17 protein-coding genes and 1 riboswitch are annotated in these 14,795 nt (G+C 52.8%); of the genes, 14 read left to right on the forward strand and 3 right to left on the reverse strand.

Annotated features, from left to right (window positions below; genetic code table 11):
• Window positions 1–59 precede the first annotated feature (59 nt).
• From HP435_RS04515 to HP435_RS04525, 3 genes are all read left to right on the forward strand, one after another.
• Window positions 60–500, forward strand: a complete 441-nt coding sequence (locus HP435_RS04515) for a GNAT family acetyltransferase (RefSeq protein ID WP_122966262.1) — start codon at window positions 60–62, stop codon at window positions 498–500.
• Window positions 501–543: 43 nt separating this feature from the next.
• Complete coding sequence (locus HP435_RS04520) at window positions 544–1,455, forward strand: DMT family transporter (protein WP_173597127.1); 912 nt, start codon at window positions 544–546, stop codon at window positions 1,453–1,455.
• Between the two features lie 61 nt (window positions 1,456–1,516).
• A complete protein-coding gene (locus HP435_RS04525; protein WP_122966260.1) occupies window positions 1,517–2,347 on the forward strand; it encodes a protein-glutamine gamma-glutamyltransferase in 831 nt (276 codons plus the stop codon).
• Between the two features lie 49 nt (window positions 2,348–2,396).
• Here HP435_RS04525 and solA read toward each other — a convergent pair whose 3' ends face one another.
• Window positions 2,397–3,533 (reverse strand): N-methyl-L-tryptophan oxidase, encoded by a 1,137-nt coding sequence (gene solA, locus HP435_RS04530; protein WP_173598670.1) that lies wholly within the window; start codon window positions 3,531–3,533, stop codon window positions 2,397–2,399.
• A 238-nt stretch (window positions 3,534–3,771) separates the two neighbouring features.
• Between solA and HP435_RS04535 the strand changes: the two genes are divergently transcribed.
• The 5 genes from HP435_RS04535 (at window position 3,772) to motB (ending at window position 8,874) form a co-directional block, all read left to right on the forward strand.
• Window positions 3,772–5,499: a methyl-accepting chemotaxis protein gene (locus tag HP435_RS04535; RefSeq protein ID WP_173598669.1), complete on the forward strand. Its 1,728-nt coding sequence runs from the start codon at window positions 3,772–3,774 to the stop codon at window positions 5,497–5,499.
• Between the two features lie 94 nt (window positions 5,500–5,593).
• On the forward strand, window positions 5,594–6,196 hold the full coding sequence (locus tag HP435_RS04540) for a flavin reductase family protein (protein WP_173598668.1): 603 nt from the start codon (window positions 5,594–5,596) through the stop codon (window positions 6,194–6,196).
• Between the two features lie 173 nt (window positions 6,197–6,369).
• Window positions 6,370–7,101: a ZIP family metal transporter gene (locus HP435_RS04545; RefSeq protein ID WP_063230543.1), complete on the forward strand. Its 732-nt coding sequence runs from the start codon at window positions 6,370–6,372 to the stop codon at window positions 7,099–7,101.
• A gap of 155 nt (window positions 7,102–7,256) precedes the next feature.
• Window positions 7,257–8,072 (forward strand): flagellar motor stator protein MotA, encoded by an 816-nt coding sequence (motA, locus tag HP435_RS04550; protein ID WP_122966256.1) that lies wholly within the window; start codon window positions 7,257–7,259, stop codon window positions 8,070–8,072.
• Window positions 8,065–8,874 carry a flagellar motor protein MotB gene (motB, locus tag HP435_RS04555; protein ID WP_063230540.1) on the forward strand — a complete coding sequence of 270 codons (810 nt, stop codon included), beginning with the start codon at window positions 8,065–8,067 and terminating at the stop codon, window positions 8,872–8,874. Before motA ends, motB begins: the two co-directional genes overlap by 8 nt.
• A gap of 28 nt (window positions 8,875–8,902) precedes the next feature.
• On the opposite strand, the gene HP435_RS04560 is transcribed toward motB, so the two are convergent.
• Window positions 8,903–9,325, reverse strand: a complete 423-nt coding sequence (locus HP435_RS04560; protein WP_122966255.1) for a winged helix-turn-helix transcriptional regulator — start codon at window positions 9,323–9,325, stop codon at window positions 8,903–8,905.
• Window positions 9,326–9,483: 158 nt separating this feature from the next.
• Here HP435_RS04560 and HP435_RS04565 point away from each other — a divergent pair, with 158 nt between their 5' ends.
• The 3 genes from HP435_RS04565 to HP435_RS04575 all read left to right on the forward strand — a co-directional run bounded on the left by HP435_RS04565 (window position 9,484) and on the right by HP435_RS04575 (window position 12,113).
• Window positions 9,484–10,038: a DJ-1/PfpI family protein gene (locus tag HP435_RS04565; RefSeq protein ID WP_173598667.1), complete on the forward strand. Its 555-nt coding sequence runs from the start codon at window positions 9,484–9,486 to the stop codon at window positions 10,036–10,038.
• A 184-nt stretch (window positions 10,039–10,222) separates the two neighbouring features.
• Window positions 10,223–11,185, forward strand: coding sequence for a hypothetical protein (locus HP435_RS04570; protein ID WP_173598666.1), 963 nt, complete (start codon window positions 10,223–10,225; stop codon window positions 11,183–11,185).
• A gap of 118 nt (window positions 11,186–11,303) precedes the next feature.
• Entirely contained in the window at window positions 11,304–12,113 is an 810-nt protein-coding gene (locus tag HP435_RS04575; RefSeq protein ID WP_173597125.1) for an alpha/beta hydrolase family protein, read from the forward strand.
• 29 nt (window positions 12,114–12,142) lie between these two features.
• On the opposite strand, the gene HP435_RS04580 is transcribed toward HP435_RS04575, so the two are convergent.
• The gene (locus HP435_RS04580; protein WP_173597124.1) at window positions 12,143–12,604 is read right to left on the reverse strand and encodes a low molecular weight protein-tyrosine-phosphatase; all 462 of its coding nucleotides are present in this window, start codon (window positions 12,602–12,604) and stop codon (window positions 12,143–12,145) included.
• Window positions 12,605–12,755: 151 nt separating this feature from the next.
• Window positions 12,756–12,859: riboswitch (guanidine-I (ykkC/yxkD leader) on the forward strand.
• 103 nt (window positions 12,860–12,962) lie between these two features.
• Between HP435_RS04580 and HP435_RS04585 the strand changes: the two genes are divergently transcribed.
• The 3 genes from HP435_RS04585 (at window position 12,963) to HP435_RS04595 (ending at window position 14,721) form a co-directional block, all read left to right on the forward strand.
• On the forward strand, window positions 12,963–13,316 hold the full coding sequence (locus HP435_RS04585) for a DMT family transporter (RefSeq protein WP_122966250.1): 354 nt from the start codon (window positions 12,963–12,965) through the stop codon (window positions 13,314–13,316).
• A complete protein-coding gene (locus HP435_RS04590) occupies window positions 13,313–13,627 on the forward strand; it encodes a DMT family transporter (RefSeq protein WP_122966249.1) in 315 nt (104 codons plus the stop codon). Before HP435_RS04585 ends, HP435_RS04590 begins: the two co-directional genes overlap by 4 nt.
• Before the next feature lie 116 nt (window positions 13,628–13,743).
• The gene (locus HP435_RS04595) at window positions 13,744–14,721 is read left to right on the forward strand and encodes a cation diffusion facilitator family transporter (protein ID WP_122966248.1); all 978 of its coding nucleotides are present in this window, start codon (window positions 13,744–13,746) and stop codon (window positions 14,719–14,721) included.
• Window positions 14,722–14,795 lie beyond the last annotated feature (74 nt).

The raw sequence follows: 14,795 nt of genomic DNA on the forward strand, positions 1-14,795 counted from the left end.
CACGTATAATTGTATGAATATTAATATAAATTTATAAAAATACAAAAAGGTGACGCGCTATGAAACTACAGTCATTTTCATTGGAGCAGTATGAAGAGGTCGTCGAGCTTTGGCAGCGGGCAGGGCTGGCGCTGTCCCGCTCGGATTCGCTGGAGGGATTGCGGCACAAGCTGGAGCGCGACCCGGAGCTGTTTCTGGTAGCCATCAACGAGGCAGGGCAGCTCGCGGGGGCGGTAATGGGCAGCTACGACGGGCGGCGCGGCTGGGTCAATCACCTGGCAGTCGATCCGGCTTATCAGGGACAGGCACTGGGCAGCCGTCTCATGCAAGAGCTGGAACGGCGGCTGGCGAACGTAGGCTGTGAGAAAATCAACCTGTTGATCGAGCCGGAAAACAGCGGTGTGCAAGCTTTTTACAGACAGCTGGGCTTTACCGCTGACGAGCTGATTTTCATGGAAAAATGGATCGATGCCCCCAAATCTGACGAGAAAGGTGTATGATAGAGGGCGGGTTTAGACAGCTAGGCAGGAGGCAGCATGAATCATGAGACCTTTATATGTCGGATTGTTACTTTGTACCAGCTTCCTTTGGGGAGGCAATTTTGTTGTCGGTAAATTTTTGGTGGGACATGCGTCATCCTTGACCTTGACCAACTTGCGCTGGCTGATCGCCGTAGCCTGTTTGCTGCCAGTGGTCTGGATTCGCGAAAAGCGGATTCTGCCCTCGCGTCAGTCGCTTATCCCATTGATTTTGATGGGCGTTACGGGTGTAGCTCTGTTCAACTTGTTCATGTTCTGGGCACTGGAGCGGACGGATGCGACCAACGTCGGGCTTTTGTCCACGCTCAATCCGGTTTCGATCGCCATTTTTTCCTTTTTGCTGGTGAAAGAAAAAATTCGTCCGTTGCAAATCGTCGCCATGCTGATTTCTTTCGCGGGGGTGCTCGTCGTCCTGTGCAAAGGCGATTTTGCCCATTTGTCGCAACTGCATTTCAACACAGGCGATTTGTGGATGCTCGCTGCCGTTGCGATGTGGGGGATTTACTCCGTCTGCGGACGCTGGGCGATGAAAACCGTTTCGCCGATGATGTCTACCCTGTATTCGGGGCTATTTGGCGTTATGCTGATGCTGCCCTTTAACGCAACGACATTCACTGTCGAGCGTACGGACTGGACATTTTGGCTGTCGCTGTTTTACGTCGGGGTACTGGCGACAGTCGTCAGCATGGTCATGTGGAATGTCGGGGTGCAAAAAGTCGGGGCGACCTCGGCAGGCATGTTCCTCAACTTTAATCCGGTGTTCACCGCGATCCTCGCTTTTCTGTTGCTGGGCGAGACGATGAGCTTGCTCCAGCTTCTGGGCAGCGTCATTGTCATCGTCGGGTGCTACCTGTTTTCCAAGCTCAAGCATGTCCCGGCCAAAGCGGCAGGAGTGCTGGAGCAGGCAAGAGGCTGACACATGGACATGGGCGACTGCATACACATACGAAGGACAGTGTGTGTAGAGGAGGTTGCCCATGTTAATCATCAGCGGCAGACAGGCCAACCCTGCCGTTTTGGCAGACGAATGGGGATTGAACCGGGTACAGAGAGAAGTCGTGCAGCGGATGGCTGCGAGCGGGGAGGAATTTGTCTACCCGTCGCCGGAATTGCTTCAGTTCGAGCTGAAGATGAGAGATCATTTGGTGCGGTCAGCCATCGCGCTGTACGAGAGCGGAATTGCCTTTTCCACGTTTGAAAATTCACGGGCGAATCCCGTCTACTGGGATCGAACCGAGCTTGGCGGATTCCGGCTGCGGACGGGCGTCCCGCCATCGCAAGGGATTATCAACATTTTTCAGGAAGGGCGAAAATACGCGACAGAGTGCGCGACGGCGATGGTCATCATTTTGTATCACGCCGTGCTCCAGTCGATCCGGCGGGAAGACTTCGAGCGAATGTTTGCAGACATCCTGCTCTATGACTGGCGCTATGACCAGGATTTGGACTTGCGAACGACGAGGACGACCACCTTTTTGCCCGGCGATATTTTGTATTTTGCCAATCCCGATCACAATCCGGATAAGCCGCAGTGGCAGGGAGAAAATGCCGTTGATCTCGGCCGAGGGATGTACTATGGACACGGTGCGGGAATCCGCGACGCGGAATCGATGATCGAGTTTTTGAATGAACAGCGCAGGTATGGCGCTACCAGGTCGGCTTATTTGGTGCCGCAAGCGACGCGCCCGGGCTTTGCCTATTTGTTCCCGTATGACAACAAGCGCCCGCAGGTTCGCTTCGAACAGCAAGCCATGGAGATGAGCAGTCGGATCACAGCTCGCATCGGTTCGCTCTTTTGGGAATGGTGAACGAAAAAGCCTCCGGCCGCTAACATGGCGAGAGGCTTTTTGTTGATCGTCAGGAAGAAAAGCGGCTGAGCGAAAAGATGGACAGATCGAGCGTGGAAGTTCCGTCGAGGAGCAGCTGGCTCGTCGCCTCCCCTACAGCGCTGGCGAATTTGAATCCGTGACCGGAAAAGCCTGCGGCAAAGACGATGCCTGGATGCTCTGGATGACGATCGATGACAAAATGCTCGTCCGGCGTCATCGTGTAGATGCAGACCCTGCCTTGGCGCAGCGCCCCCGCCGCTTGCGGCATGTACGTCTCCAGAAACCCCCGGACATCCCCTTCATCAGACAAAAAGCTGCCGAACGTCCGTTCCAGTGTGTCAGGGTCGATAGCTTGTCCGCCGTCATGGCGGCCAATTTTGACGCCGCTGCCATCGATGCTGGGGAAGCCGTAGTAGATAGAATCACTGAGCTGAAAAATAAAGGCAGGAAAGCGATCGGAGCTGTACAAGCTTTCTTCCGCTCCGAACCAGGCCACGGTTTTGCGCGTGGGCACAAGCGGAACAGACAAGCCGAGCGAGTGCAGCAAGGGTGAGTTCCAGGCTCCGGCGGAAACGAGCAACTTTTTCCCGCGGTAGCTCTGCGAGTCTGTATGCACGATCACGTCTTCTTGATCCGTCTGCAAGCTGGTCACTTTGGTGTGGACAAGCAGCTCGGCGCCGGAAGCTACGGCGAGATCGCGGTAGGCGCGAATGCAATTTTCCGAGTACAAATATCCGGAAGCAGGTTCCAAACAGGCGTAAAAATCGTCAGGCAGGTTGATCCCGGCCCACCGTTCCCGGACTTCCCGGGCAGAGAGCACTTCGAGCGGCAAGGAGTAGCGCTCCGCACTTTCCCGCACTTCCTGTAAAAAAGCGCAGTCTTTCGCGCCAGCACTAAGCACACCTGTCTGGGAAAACAGCTTCATCCCGGAAGCTTCCTCAAGCTCTCTCCAAAGCTCCTGTGCCCGCAAGGCGAAAGGGACATACTGCTTGCCTTCTCCATAAGCGTGGCGAATGATGCGGGTATCTCCATGGTGGCTGCCCATCGTGTGCGGCGGGTCAAAAGCGTCAATCATCAGCGTGCTGACCCCGCGTTTGGCCAAATAGTACCCGGCCGCCATTCCCATTGAGCCAGCTCCGACGATAATCACCTCGTATGTTTGCATAAAGTTCTCCTCCTCTGTGAATCTGACCGACGAGCTTTTGCTTTTCATCCATTATAATATAGAGCTTGTGTTTTCATAGTGGCAATAAAAAGACGATTCAGACAATATTCTTTTCCAAATTTCGCGTTCCGTTTTTGTGTCAGAGCGGGTACAATTTGAACGGACATGTTTACCCCGAAATTCAAACGGGAATAGGGTCATAACGAGATCATACAACGTCAAGAAAAGTGGTGTTTTTATGAGATGGACGATCGGAAAAAAGCTCGGCAGCGCGTTTGCACTAATTCTCATTGTAATCGCATACATGGGAGCGATGAGTACATACAAGACGAGCCAAATGAACAGCAAAGTGGAAGAGATGAAAGCGGTCTGGCAGCCGGGCATGGAAGAGATTTTGAAAATCAATTCCACGCTGGAAACGATCTACGGCTTGGATCAGACGATTCTCAACGCGGAGACGATTGCAGAAAAAAACAAATACGCTGGGCAAATTGATGAACACTTTGTATACATCGACGGGCTTTTGACCAGTTACGAAAAAACGATTTACAACGAGGAAGACCGGAAAAATTTCGATGGTTTGAAAGAAACCATGAAGAAGTACGAGATTTTCAACAAGGAATACGTGGAGATCGGAAAGAAGATGGACGTCAAGCGCGGGGCGACGCCGGAGGAGCTGGCCGAGCTGGGCAATGTGCGCAAAAAGGCGAGCGAGCTGTTCGGCGAGCGCAAGAAGTACATCGATGCGATGATCGAGTTCAACAGAATGGGGACGGAGCGCGCGGGAAGAGAAAGCGTCGAACTGTACGAGGCGCTCAAACGGGATAATCTCATTACGCTTGCCATCTCGGTCGCAGGGTGTCTGCTTCTCGCCCTCTGGCTGACGCGAAGCATTCGTGGCCCGATTTTGCGTCTGGTTGCGGAAATGAAGGAAGTAGCAGGAGGAAATCTGCTGGTGAAGCCAATGGTTGTCAAAAGCCGCGACGAAATCCTCGATCTGGCCAATTCCTTCAACGAGATGACCGACAGCCTCAAAGGCGTAATCCGTCAGGTTAGCGTCACATCGGAGCAGGTAGCCGCATCGGCGGAGGAGCTGACGGCAAGCTCTGAGCAAACAAGCCGGGCGACAGAGCAGATTGCAGTGACGGTGCAGGAAGTCGCTGCCGGTACGGATCGCCAGGTGAAAAGCGTGGAGCAGGGAGCGCGGGCGATCGACGATATGTCCCGGGGCATTCGTCATATCGCGGGGAACGCCCAACAGGCATCCAACATGGTTATTCAGGTTGCGACAATGGCGGGAGAAGGAAATCAGTCCATTCAGGCCGCCGTCTTGCAAATGAACGCCATTCACGATTCGATTCGCGAATTGGCAGGTGTAGTCGATGGACTGGGCAGCCATTCGCAAGCCATCGGTCAAATTATCGAAGTGATTACAGGCATCGCGGAGCAAACCAACTTGCTTGCGCTCAATGCCGCTATCGAGGCTGCCAGGGCAGGAGAGCATGGGCGCGGCTTTGCGGTCGTTGCCGATGAAGTGCGGAAGCTGGCAGAGCAGTCGTCCCAATCGGCGCAGCAGATCGCGCAACTGATCAAAACGATCCAGACAGATACAAAGCTGGCAGTAGAATCGATGGAATCAGGAACGAAGGAAGTGCAGCAAGGGATTCTCGTCGTGCACCACGCAGGCGAGACTTTCGGGCAAATCCAGATGTCGATCACGTCTGTAGCGGATCAGATGCAGGATGTGTCCGCAGCAGCGCAGGAAGTATCCGCGCACTCCGAACAAGTCATCAAGGCAATCGAGCTGGTCAGCGAAGTGTCCGAGATTGCGGCAGACGGTACGCAAAACGTCTCGGCGGCTACAGAAGAGCAGCTCGCCGCGATGGAGGAAATTACGTCTTCCGCGACTGCGCTCTCGAACATGGCAGAAGAGTTGCAACATATGATCAGCCGATTCAAAGTATAAGAGACTGGCAAGCATACTTCGAGAACCGTCGAAATGTTCTTCTACTAAAATGAATGCATAAAGCGTTTATTTTCGTATGAAGGAGGTTTCGTCGATGACGAGCCATGTTGCGATCCAGCCAAAAATTTTGTACTACGGTACACCTGTTGTTTTGTTAACTACCGAAAACGAGGACGGGACGACGAATATCAGTCCCATCTCCTCCTCGTGGGCGCTCGGCTATCATGTGATTCTCGGGCTTGGATACGGGTCGCAAGGACTGGAAAATTTGCGCCGCACGAAAGAGTGCGTGATCAATTTGCCGGAAGCGTCCATGTGGCGGCAAGTAGAAGCGTTAGCCCCGCTGACGGGCCGCAATCCGGTGCCAGCGTACAAACAGGAGCTGGGCTTTCGCCACGAAGCGGACAAGTTCCATGCTGCCGACCTGTTCGCTCTGGAATCGGAGCTTGTGCGGCCAAAGCGGGTCGGCAATTGCCCGCTCCAGCTGGAGGCGGTCGTGAAAAACATCCGCATTCCCGACTACGCCGACTTTTTTGCCATCGTGGAAACAGAGGTCAAGCGCGTGCATGCGGACAGACGAATTGTGCTCGGTACGAATCATATCGATCCTGCGGCGTGGAATCCGTTGATCTACAATTTTCGTCATTACTTCGGGCTGGGAGACGAGCTGGGCAAAACGTACCGCTCGGAAACATAAGATTCTTTTTTGAGAAAAACGCCAGTGCTCCTGGCGTTTTTTTGCAGCGACAAAGTGAAATTTTTAACATGTTTCCCCTGATTTTATTATAAGCTAACAAAAGGGATACTCACGCCCCTTCGAAACGTGGACAAGAACAGATGACAAACAAACGACTCGTGGAGGAACCTTGCATGGAGCAGCTTTTAATGGGGAGCTTTCTGTCCGCGATGGCAACGGGAGTCGGGGCTTTGCCGATTCTCTTTTTCCGTACGGTCACACACCGTTGGCGGGATATTCTCCTGGCCTTTACCGCTGGCATCATGGTGGCGGCAGCGACGTTCAGCCTGATTCCCCAGGCGATGTCCAACGCCCCGTTCATTATCGTCTGTCTGGGCGTGCTTACCGGGACGCTTTTTCTGACTGTCCTGGAAAGCGTAATTCCGCATATTGATCTGGAGCATACGAGGGTCAACATTTCGATGGACTCCCAGGCGCTGCTGATTTTGATGGCGATTACTTTGCACAATATACCCGAGGGACTGTCCGTCGGGGTTAGTTATTCCAGCGAGCAGTCGGAGCTTGGCGGCTTGATCGCGTTTGCGATTGGCCTGCAAAATGCGCCCGAAGGCTTTTTGGTGGCGCTGTTTCTCATCAATCAAAAAGTGAGCCGGTTCAAAGCTTTTTTGCTTGCGACGATGACCGGAGCCGTCGAAATCGTTTCCGCGATTTGCGGCCATTATCTCACGGCGGTGGTCAAAGGGCTGGTGCCGTACGGGCTGGCTTTTGCCGCTGGCGCCATGCTGTTTATCGTGTACAAGGAGCTGATTCCGGAAAGCCACGGAGACGGCCATGCCCGTTCCGCGACTTTTTCGTTTATCGTAGGATTGCTGGTCATGATCGGCCTGGTGCAGCACTTCGGTTAAACGGGTCAAAGCCCACATCTACGATCATTTTGTCCTCTCTATTAGTTTCTTGCGAAAAGATGCGGATTTTATGTAACTACCCCTCACAAAAGTGGCGAAAAATACCGAAACCATAATATAGATAAATTTCGATTATGGTAATAGGGAGTGTCACGATGGAAAAGTCTACCTTGATAGGTATAGTCCTAGGTATTGTCGCAGTAGTGGTCGGGATGATCTTGAAGCACGCGAGTCCCTCGGCCCTGCTGAATCCAGCAGCGTTCATGATTATCATCGTAGGTACGATTGCCGCCCTTTTCAATGCATTTCCCATGTCGGAAATCAAAAGGATTCCTGCCCTTTTCAAGGTGATTTTTAGCGAGCAAAAACTCCCTGCCAAAAGGGAACTGATCGGTCAATTCATGAACTGGGCATCTATCGCCCGTCGTGAAGGCTTGCTTGCTCTGGAAAACACGTCTGATGAGATCGAAGACCCGTTCCTGCGCAATGGCATGAAGATGATCATCGACGGTGGCGAGCCGGATTTCGTCCGCGATGTTCTCAACGAGGAAATTCACGCGATTGAAGAACGCCACCAGGCTGGCGCCCTCGTCTTCAGCCAGGCGGGCAGCTACGCTCCGACCCTCGGGGTATTGGGAGCGGTAGTTGGTCTGATTGCGGCACTGGGTAACCTGAGCGATATCGACGCCCTCGGTATATCGATCGCGGCTGCGTTCGTAGCGACTCTGCTCGGTATTTTTACCGGTTACGTGCTGTGGCACCCATTCGCCACCAAGCTGAAAAGAAAATCCAAGCAAGAAATCGAAATCAAGAAAATCATGGTGGAAGGACTTCTGTCCATTCAGGCAGGTGTTTCTCCGGCTGCCATCGAGCAGAAGCTTCTGGTGTACATCCCGTACAACGAGCGCAGCGAGATGAAAGAAGAAATGAAGGAAGAGAAGAGGGAGGAAGGAGCTGCGGTAAATGGCTAAGCGACCAAAGAGACATGCTCAGCACGAAGAGCATATGGACGAGTCTTGGCTGATTCCGTACGCGGACTTGCTCACCCTCCTGCTCGCTTTGTTTATCGTATTGTTTGCCTCCAGCGAAATGGATGCCAAGAAGTTCGACCAGATGGTTCGCTCCTTTAACGTTGCGTTGAACGGCGGCGTGGGCGTTTTGGATCAGCCTAGCCCGATTCCACTCGATCCGAACATGATGCAGCAAACCGTACATAAAGGCGCACAGGAAGCGGAAAAGCAGAAGACGGAAGAAGAGAAAAAGCTGGAAGAAGCAGTCCGCAAAGAAACAGAGGACTTGAAAAAGCTGCAAACGCAGCTGGAAGGCTACATTCAGCAAAACAAACTCCAGGACAAGCTCCAGACGAAGCTGACCGAGGAAGGACTTCTCATCACGATCCTGGACAACGCCTTGTTTGATTCGGGAAGCGCTGTCCTGAAGCCGGAAGCGAGAACGCTTGCTACCGAAATGGCAGCGATGCTCGTTCCTCACCCGAAAAAAGTAACCGTGACCGGACATACGGACAACGTGCCGATTCATCGTGCGGAGTTCCCGTCCAACTGGGATCTTTCTGCCAAGCGTTCCGTCAACTTTTTGAAGGTGCTTCTGGAAAACCAAAACCTGAACCCGACGAAATTCAGCGCGACTGGCATGGGCGAATACCATCCGGTAGCTCCGAACACGACGGCGGAAGGCCGGGCAAAAAACAGACGGGTAGAGGTCGCCATTTTGCGAGATTTGGCTTCCCCGCCAAAAAACAGTGTCAATCCGTAAACAAAAAGGATAGCGCCTCAGTCGGGTGCTATCCTTCTTTATTTTGGGGCGATACCGGGCATTCGCAGGCAGGAGTGGTTTGCTCGCCCAATTCCAGTTTCAGCTGCTCCATCCGTTTTTCGCCCCACTCGTACATTAGCTCGATGATCGGCAACAGCGTCATTCCCAGCTCGGTCATGGAATACTCCACCCGTGGCGGAACTTCCGGATAAACCTCGCGATGGACGATCCCGTCCTCGATCAGCTCCTTGAGCTGGCTCGTCAGCATTTTATGCGTAATTTTCGGAAACAGGCGTTGCAGCTCGCTGAAGCGATGCGGGCCTTCTACGCCCAAGTGCCATAAAATGACGACTTTCCACTTCCCGCTGAACATGGACAGGGTCAGTTCCTTGGAGCAAGTGAAATCGCCGTTGCGGATTTTTTCCATCGTTTCTTTTCTCAGATCAAGCATGGTTTTTCTCCCTTTGCTACAGCATTGTCCATAAGTATCCTTTTGGTAACTACCGCACAAAAAAGTGCATTCTTATGTTGGCTGGCGCACGCCTATATAATAAGCCTTGTTGATACGCAACAACCTCATTGCTTATAAATAAAGGAGTGGAAGCCGCCATGGCTAAAAAAGTATTGATTCTGACAGGCGACGCAGTGGAAGCGCTGGAAGCCTACTATCCGTATTATCGCTGCCTGGAGGAAGGCTTGGAAGTGACGATTGCCTCGCCGACTGATAAGAAGGTGCTTCATACCGTTGTGCACGATTTTGAAGACTGGCAAACTTTCACGGAAAAACGCGGCTACCAGATCGAAGCACATGCGTCGTTCGAAGAGATTGATCCGCAGGAGTACGCTGCCCTGATTATTCCCGGCGGACGCGCCCCTGAGCATATCCGGCTGCACAAAGATTTTGCCCGGATCGCCCGTCATTTCTTCCAACATGATAAACCAATTATGATTTTGTGTCATGCGAGTGTGGCACTTACGGTAATTGCAGACGAAATCAAAGGACGCGAGATGACCGCATATTTTGCCTGCCGTCCAGAGGTCGAAGCGGCTGGAGCGAAGTACATCGAGACGCGCTTCCACGTAGATCGCAACTTGATTTCCGGGCACGCCTGGAACGATCTGCCTGCTTTGATGAAAGAGTTTATCAAACAGGTCAACGCGTAACCATACAGCGAAGAGAAAAGCCGATTCCCGTTAGCTGACGGGTCTTGGCTTTTTCATTTTTAGTGAACACAAATATTTTCCAGGCAATTGCGTTACAAAACGGCAGTTGTTGCGTCCTAATAGGTGCAAGTCAATTTTTCGCCTGTACGATACAGGCATGGGATCAACTGGGAGGCGTTCAGAAATGTTGAAAAAAATCATCGTGTTAGGTTCGGCACTGGCAATCGGGGTTACGGCTTATTCCGTCGTGACGATTGTGCAGCAGCCATCCAGCGCCGCAGCAGTGGAAAAACCGGCAGTTGTTCAAAGTTCAGTGAGCGAGCAATTGAAAATGCTGGAGAGCGGGATTATTCCTACTTCTGCATACGATACGGCCCAGACTTGGGCAAAGGCTGTCAAACTGAGAAACGGTGCGCTGCAATACGCGCTCTTGACAGAGCAGGCGCGTTCTGGGCTGAAAGCTCCTCTGGAGAACGCCCATTGGGTGACAGGCGCATCCAGTCCGTGGGTGGAAGGCTTTACGGTCGCAAGCATAACGGATGATTCCGTTGGCAGCGGGCAAAATCAAAAGCTGAAATACCAGATCGATTTTGACTTGGTGACTTCCACAGGTAAATTCGGCACGGATCGGGCGATTCTCGTCGTGAGCCAGCAGGGTGACCAATGGTTTGTCGAGAGTGTTGCACCTGCATCGGACAAATCGGTAGGCATCTGGAATACGCCTGAGTCGTTGAACGATCAAAACATCGAGAAGACTTTCGAAGCGATGAAGGCTTACGACAGCAAGCTCGGCTACCGGATTTTGTTGCCGGAAAAAGTGATGAGCAAGCTGAAAATCGCGGAAGCGACATTGCCGAACGAAGAAGGCAACCCGTCTAGCGTGCAGTTTTACTACAAGGACACAGTAGCCAAAAAAGACGTTCCGCTGGCGACGGTTGTCCGCTTGACGAAGGAGCAGGCGAAGCTGCCTTATTATCAAGAGCATCCTTTCCTGACGAAAATCGGGGAGAGCAAAGAGGGCGTTTTCTACTCGCTCTATCCAAGCGAGCACCAGTATGCTGGCAACGAAGAATCCGAGCAAGGACGGGAATGGATGCAGCTGCTTGAAGTGCTGCAAGCAAGAATCGGCAAATCGCTTCAGCCATAAAAAGAGTCGCCTGTGCCAAAACGCAGGCGACTCTTGACATTTTCGCCAGGACAGGAGATAATATAGTCAATAACAAAGTAAACTACTCGGAATACTATAAATAAAAGAGGTGAGTTCTTTGGAACGGACATTACATATTCCAAGCGAGACAGTTATGTTGACGGGAACGTTGCATGAGCCAGAGCAGCAAAACGGCAGGACGGTTGCGAAATACCCATTGGTTGTCATCTGCCATGGCTTTATCGGCAGTCGAGTCGGCGTCAACCGCTTGTTTGTAAAAGCCGCCAGAGAGCTTGCCGCTCACGGGTTTGGCGTTTTGCGCTTTGATTATGGCGGATGCGGAGAAAGCGACGGGGATTACGGAGCAGGCGGGCTGGACGTTTTGCTCAAGCAGACACGCGATGTGCTCGATTACGCTGCTGCGCTGGAACGGGTAGACCAGGAACGGATTATTTTGCTCGGGCACAGCCTTGGCGGGGCTGTCTCGGCCTTGACGGCAAGTCAGGACAGACGGATTCATTCCATGGTGCTGTGGGCTGCGGTAGCCCAGCCGTTTGAAGACATCGTGCGGATCGTCGGGGAAAAAGAGTATCAGGAAGCACTCTCTTTGGGGAGCACCGACCATAATGGCTACTTGCTTTCCGGACGCTACTTCCAGTCGTTGAACGGTGCTCAGCCATTGCGCCACGTCAAGCAGTTTGAAGGAGATGTGCTGATCCTGCACGGCAATCGCGATGACGTCATTGCAGTCGATGCGATGTTCCATTACGAGCGGGAGCTGCACTTGCGCAGAAGGGGAACATGCGAAAAAGAAGTGATTGTCGGCGGCGATCATACATTTTCTTCCGCAGACAGCTACAGCAAGTTGATCGGCAGCACGGTAAGCTGGCTGGGCAGGCTGTGGGAGGAAAAGACCGTAGCTGTGTAAAAAAAGAAGGGATGCCCCCAGACGGAGGGCTATCCCTTTTTGCTTTTGATCTCTGCCAAAAGGCCGCGGCAGCCAGCTTCCACCAGATCGTATACGTAGGAGAAACGCCCGGTGTAGTAAGGGTCTTCCACGTTTTGCTCCTGTACGGAGCTGGCGAAGTCCAGCAGGCGGTGCACATTTTTGCCTGACGGAGCCATTTGGGTGAGCGCCGCCAAATTTTCTTCGTCCATGCAGACGACATAGTCGTACTCGGAAAAATCGTGGTGCTTGATTTGCCGGGCGCGCAACGTGTCGTGAGCGATCCCTTTTTCGTCGAGAACCTGTTGGGTGCCTTTGTGCGGACGCTCTCCGGCATGCCAGCCGCCGATCCCGGCAGAGTCGATGCTGATTTCTTTGCTCAGCCCTTCCTGTTCGACAAGATGGCGAAAAACAGCTTCTGCCATCGGGGAGCGGCAAATATTTCCCAGGCACACAAACAATACATTCGTCATCGGCTTATTCTCCTTGCTTGTTTTCGTTTGGGACGAGCTTTTGCTTTACGTAAGTTAGAATAGCACAAGTAGCTGCCCTTGCGAAAATCTTGCAAAAATCGTTTGGCTTTTGCTACAATAGGAGCCAGTTGCCCATGAGTCAAATTGCATATGTTGAGTTTTCTAGGGTTCCGCGAGCCAGACAGTGGCCGGACTGGACCGAGAGAAAACCCACGGCGTTTGCCGTGTACACGGAGGGATAAAAGCCCGGGAGAATATCTGTAACGGTATTCGCCCGTGGCTTTTTTTGCATGTGGGAAAAAGCCCGGGTGAGCCTGCGAGTTGCACTTGGGGAACGATATAAAAAGGAGGGGTTACGATGCAAAAAAACTGGCTGCTGGTCGTGCTTGCCGCCGTGTTTGAGGTGATGTGGGTAGCAGGGCTGAAATACGCGGACCAATTGTGGGAGTGGGCACTGACGGCGATTGCTATTATGATCAGCTTCGCTGTGTTGATCTACTCAGGCAAACGGCTGCCGACGAGCACGGTGTACGCTGTCTTTGTCGGGTTGGGCACGGCGGGCACAGTGATTGTTGAGATGGCTTTTTTCGGGGAGCCGTTCAGTTGGATGAAAGTTGGGCTGATTGCTCTGTTGCTGGCGGGCATCATCGGCTTGAAGGTGGTCACGCATGAACATGGAGGAGATTCGCACAAGGAGGGGGAAGTTGCATGACATGGGTATCGTTGATTTTTGCCGGGTTGTTTGAAGTGGTAGGCGTCATGGGGATTTCGCAGGTGAACCAGCGGCCGTCGCTGCGTTCATGGGCTGTTCTGCTCGGCGGATTTTCGCTCAGCTTCATTTTGTTGTCGATCGCGATGAACGGGATTCCGATGGGTACCGCCTACGCCGTATGGACGGGAATCGGCACGGTAGGAAGCGCCTTGGTCGGAATGCTGTTTTACGGGGAGCCAAAAGATGCGCTGCGGCTTGTTTTCATTGGGCTGGTCATCGTGTCCGTGGCGGGGCTGAAATTGTTGGCGTAAAGGCTGCCAAAGCGGTCGGCGCTGCCTTTTTCCTTTTATTGAAAAAGGAACGACGTGCTTTCACGGGGAATAATAAACGAAGAAACAGGATTTTTCCCGAGGAGGATACGGGCAGGATGAGTTCTTTTTGGACAACGTTAAAAAAGGGAAACACATCTTCAGCGACAGCAGCTTTGGGCAATCTCGGCCTGGCGATTGTCAAGGGCTTTGCCGCAGCCTACAGCGGCAGCGGGGCGATGTTCGCTTCGGCTATGCACTCGATTGCGGACGCGGTCAACCAGGGCTTTGTGTTTTTCGGCAGCGTACTGGCGGAAAAGAAGCCGACGCCGCGCTTTCCGACCGGATTTGGTCGGGTCATCAACCTGTTTTGCATGATCGCAGTCATTGTCGTAACGATCATGGCGTACGAGACGGTCATGGAAGGCATTCATCTGCTCAAAGAGCCTGCGCACGCCAGCCACTTCTGGCTTAATTTTATCATCTTGTTTCTGGCGATTGTCGTAGATGGCTTGGTGTTGGTCAAGGCGATGAAAGAAATCGTGCACGAGACTCGCGTCGAGGCAAAAGGCTGGGGGATTGTGCCTGCTGCGTTTCGCCATGTGGGACGCGCGGCGCCGCCGACACGGCTTGTCTTTTACGAAGATATCGTAGCGACGACGGGAGCGCTCCTGGCTCTGATCGCGGTAGTGGTGACACAGTTTACGACGTTTGCCTTGCTCGACGGTATCGCTACGATCATGATCGGCATTTTGATGGTCGGGGTGGCGTTCAAGGTAGGATACGACAACATGGTCGGCTTGATTGGGGTCGCCGCTCCAAAAGAAGTCGAAGACCGGGTGGCAGCGATTATTTTTGCTGATCCGGATGTGACGGATATCAATCGCCTGCGAATTGTCCAGGAAGGCCGCTTTTACCACGTAGAATGCTATGTCGAGCTGCGAGCGGGTCTGACTCTTGCGGTAGCGGACGACATTAAATACCGCATTCGCGACAGTCTGCTGACCGATCCTGATATTAGTGACGTAACGATGGGCATACTGGAGGACAACGGCGTGCAAGACTGGAAGCAGTCGGATGGCTTGGAAACGACTTGACTCAGCCGAAACCAAAACGGAGATGCACATAACAATACAGCTGTGACCGTTTTGTTGACCGCAAACAGAATCAT

Source organism: Brevibacillus sp. HD3.3A, from assembly GCF_013284375.2.
GTDB classification, from domain to species: domain Bacteria; phylum Bacillota; class Bacilli; order Brevibacillales; family Brevibacillaceae; genus Brevibacillus; species Brevibacillus parabrevis.

Coding starts and splice junctions, on each gene's coding strand:
- HP435_RS04515 (WP_122966262.1), top strand. CDS start 60: ATGAAACTACAGTCATTTTCATTGGAGCAGTATGAAGAGGTCGTCGAG.
- HP435_RS04520 (WP_173597127.1), top strand. CDS start 544: ATGAGACCTTTATATGTCGGATTGTTACTTTGTACCAGCTTCCTTTGG.
- HP435_RS04525 (WP_122966260.1), top strand. CDS start 1,517: ATGTTAATCATCAGCGGCAGACAGGCCAACCCTGCCGTTTTGGCAGAC.
- solA (WP_173598670.1), bottom strand. CDS start 3,533: ATGCAAACATACGAGGTGATTATCGTCGGAGCTGGCTCAATGGGAATG.
- HP435_RS04535 (WP_173598669.1), top strand. CDS start 3,772: ATGAGATGGACGATCGGAAAAAAGCTCGGCAGCGCGTTTGCACTAATT.
- HP435_RS04540 (WP_173598668.1), top strand. CDS start 5,594: ATGACGAGCCATGTTGCGATCCAGCCAAAAATTTTGTACTACGGTACA.
- HP435_RS04545 (WP_063230543.1), top strand. CDS start 6,370: ATGGAGCAGCTTTTAATGGGGAGCTTTCTGTCCGCGATGGCAACGGGA.
- motA (WP_122966256.1), top strand. CDS start 7,257: ATGGAAAAGTCTACCTTGATAGGTATAGTCCTAGGTATTGTCGCAGTA.
- motB (WP_063230540.1), top strand. CDS start 8,065: ATGGCTAAGCGACCAAAGAGACATGCTCAGCACGAAGAGCATATGGAC.
- HP435_RS04560 (WP_122966255.1), bottom strand. CDS start 9,325: ATGCTTGATCTGAGAAAAGAAACGATGGAAAAAATCCGCAACGGCGAT.
- HP435_RS04565 (WP_173598667.1), top strand. CDS start 9,484: ATGGCTAAAAAAGTATTGATTCTGACAGGCGACGCAGTGGAAGCGCTG.
- HP435_RS04570 (WP_173598666.1), top strand. CDS start 10,223: ATGTTGAAAAAAATCATCGTGTTAGGTTCGGCACTGGCAATCGGGGTT.
- HP435_RS04580 (WP_173597124.1), bottom strand. CDS start 12,604: ATGACGAATGTATTGTTTGTGTGCCTGGGAAATATTTGCCGCTCCCCG.
- HP435_RS04585 (WP_122966250.1), top strand. CDS start 12,963: ATGCAAAAAAACTGGCTGCTGGTCGTGCTTGCCGCCGTGTTTGAGGTG.
- HP435_RS04590 (WP_122966249.1), top strand. CDS start 13,313: ATGACATGGGTATCGTTGATTTTTGCCGGGTTGTTTGAAGTGGTAGGC.
- HP435_RS04595 (WP_122966248.1), top strand. CDS start 13,744: ATGAGTTCTTTTTGGACAACGTTAAAAAAGGGAAACACATCTTCAGCG.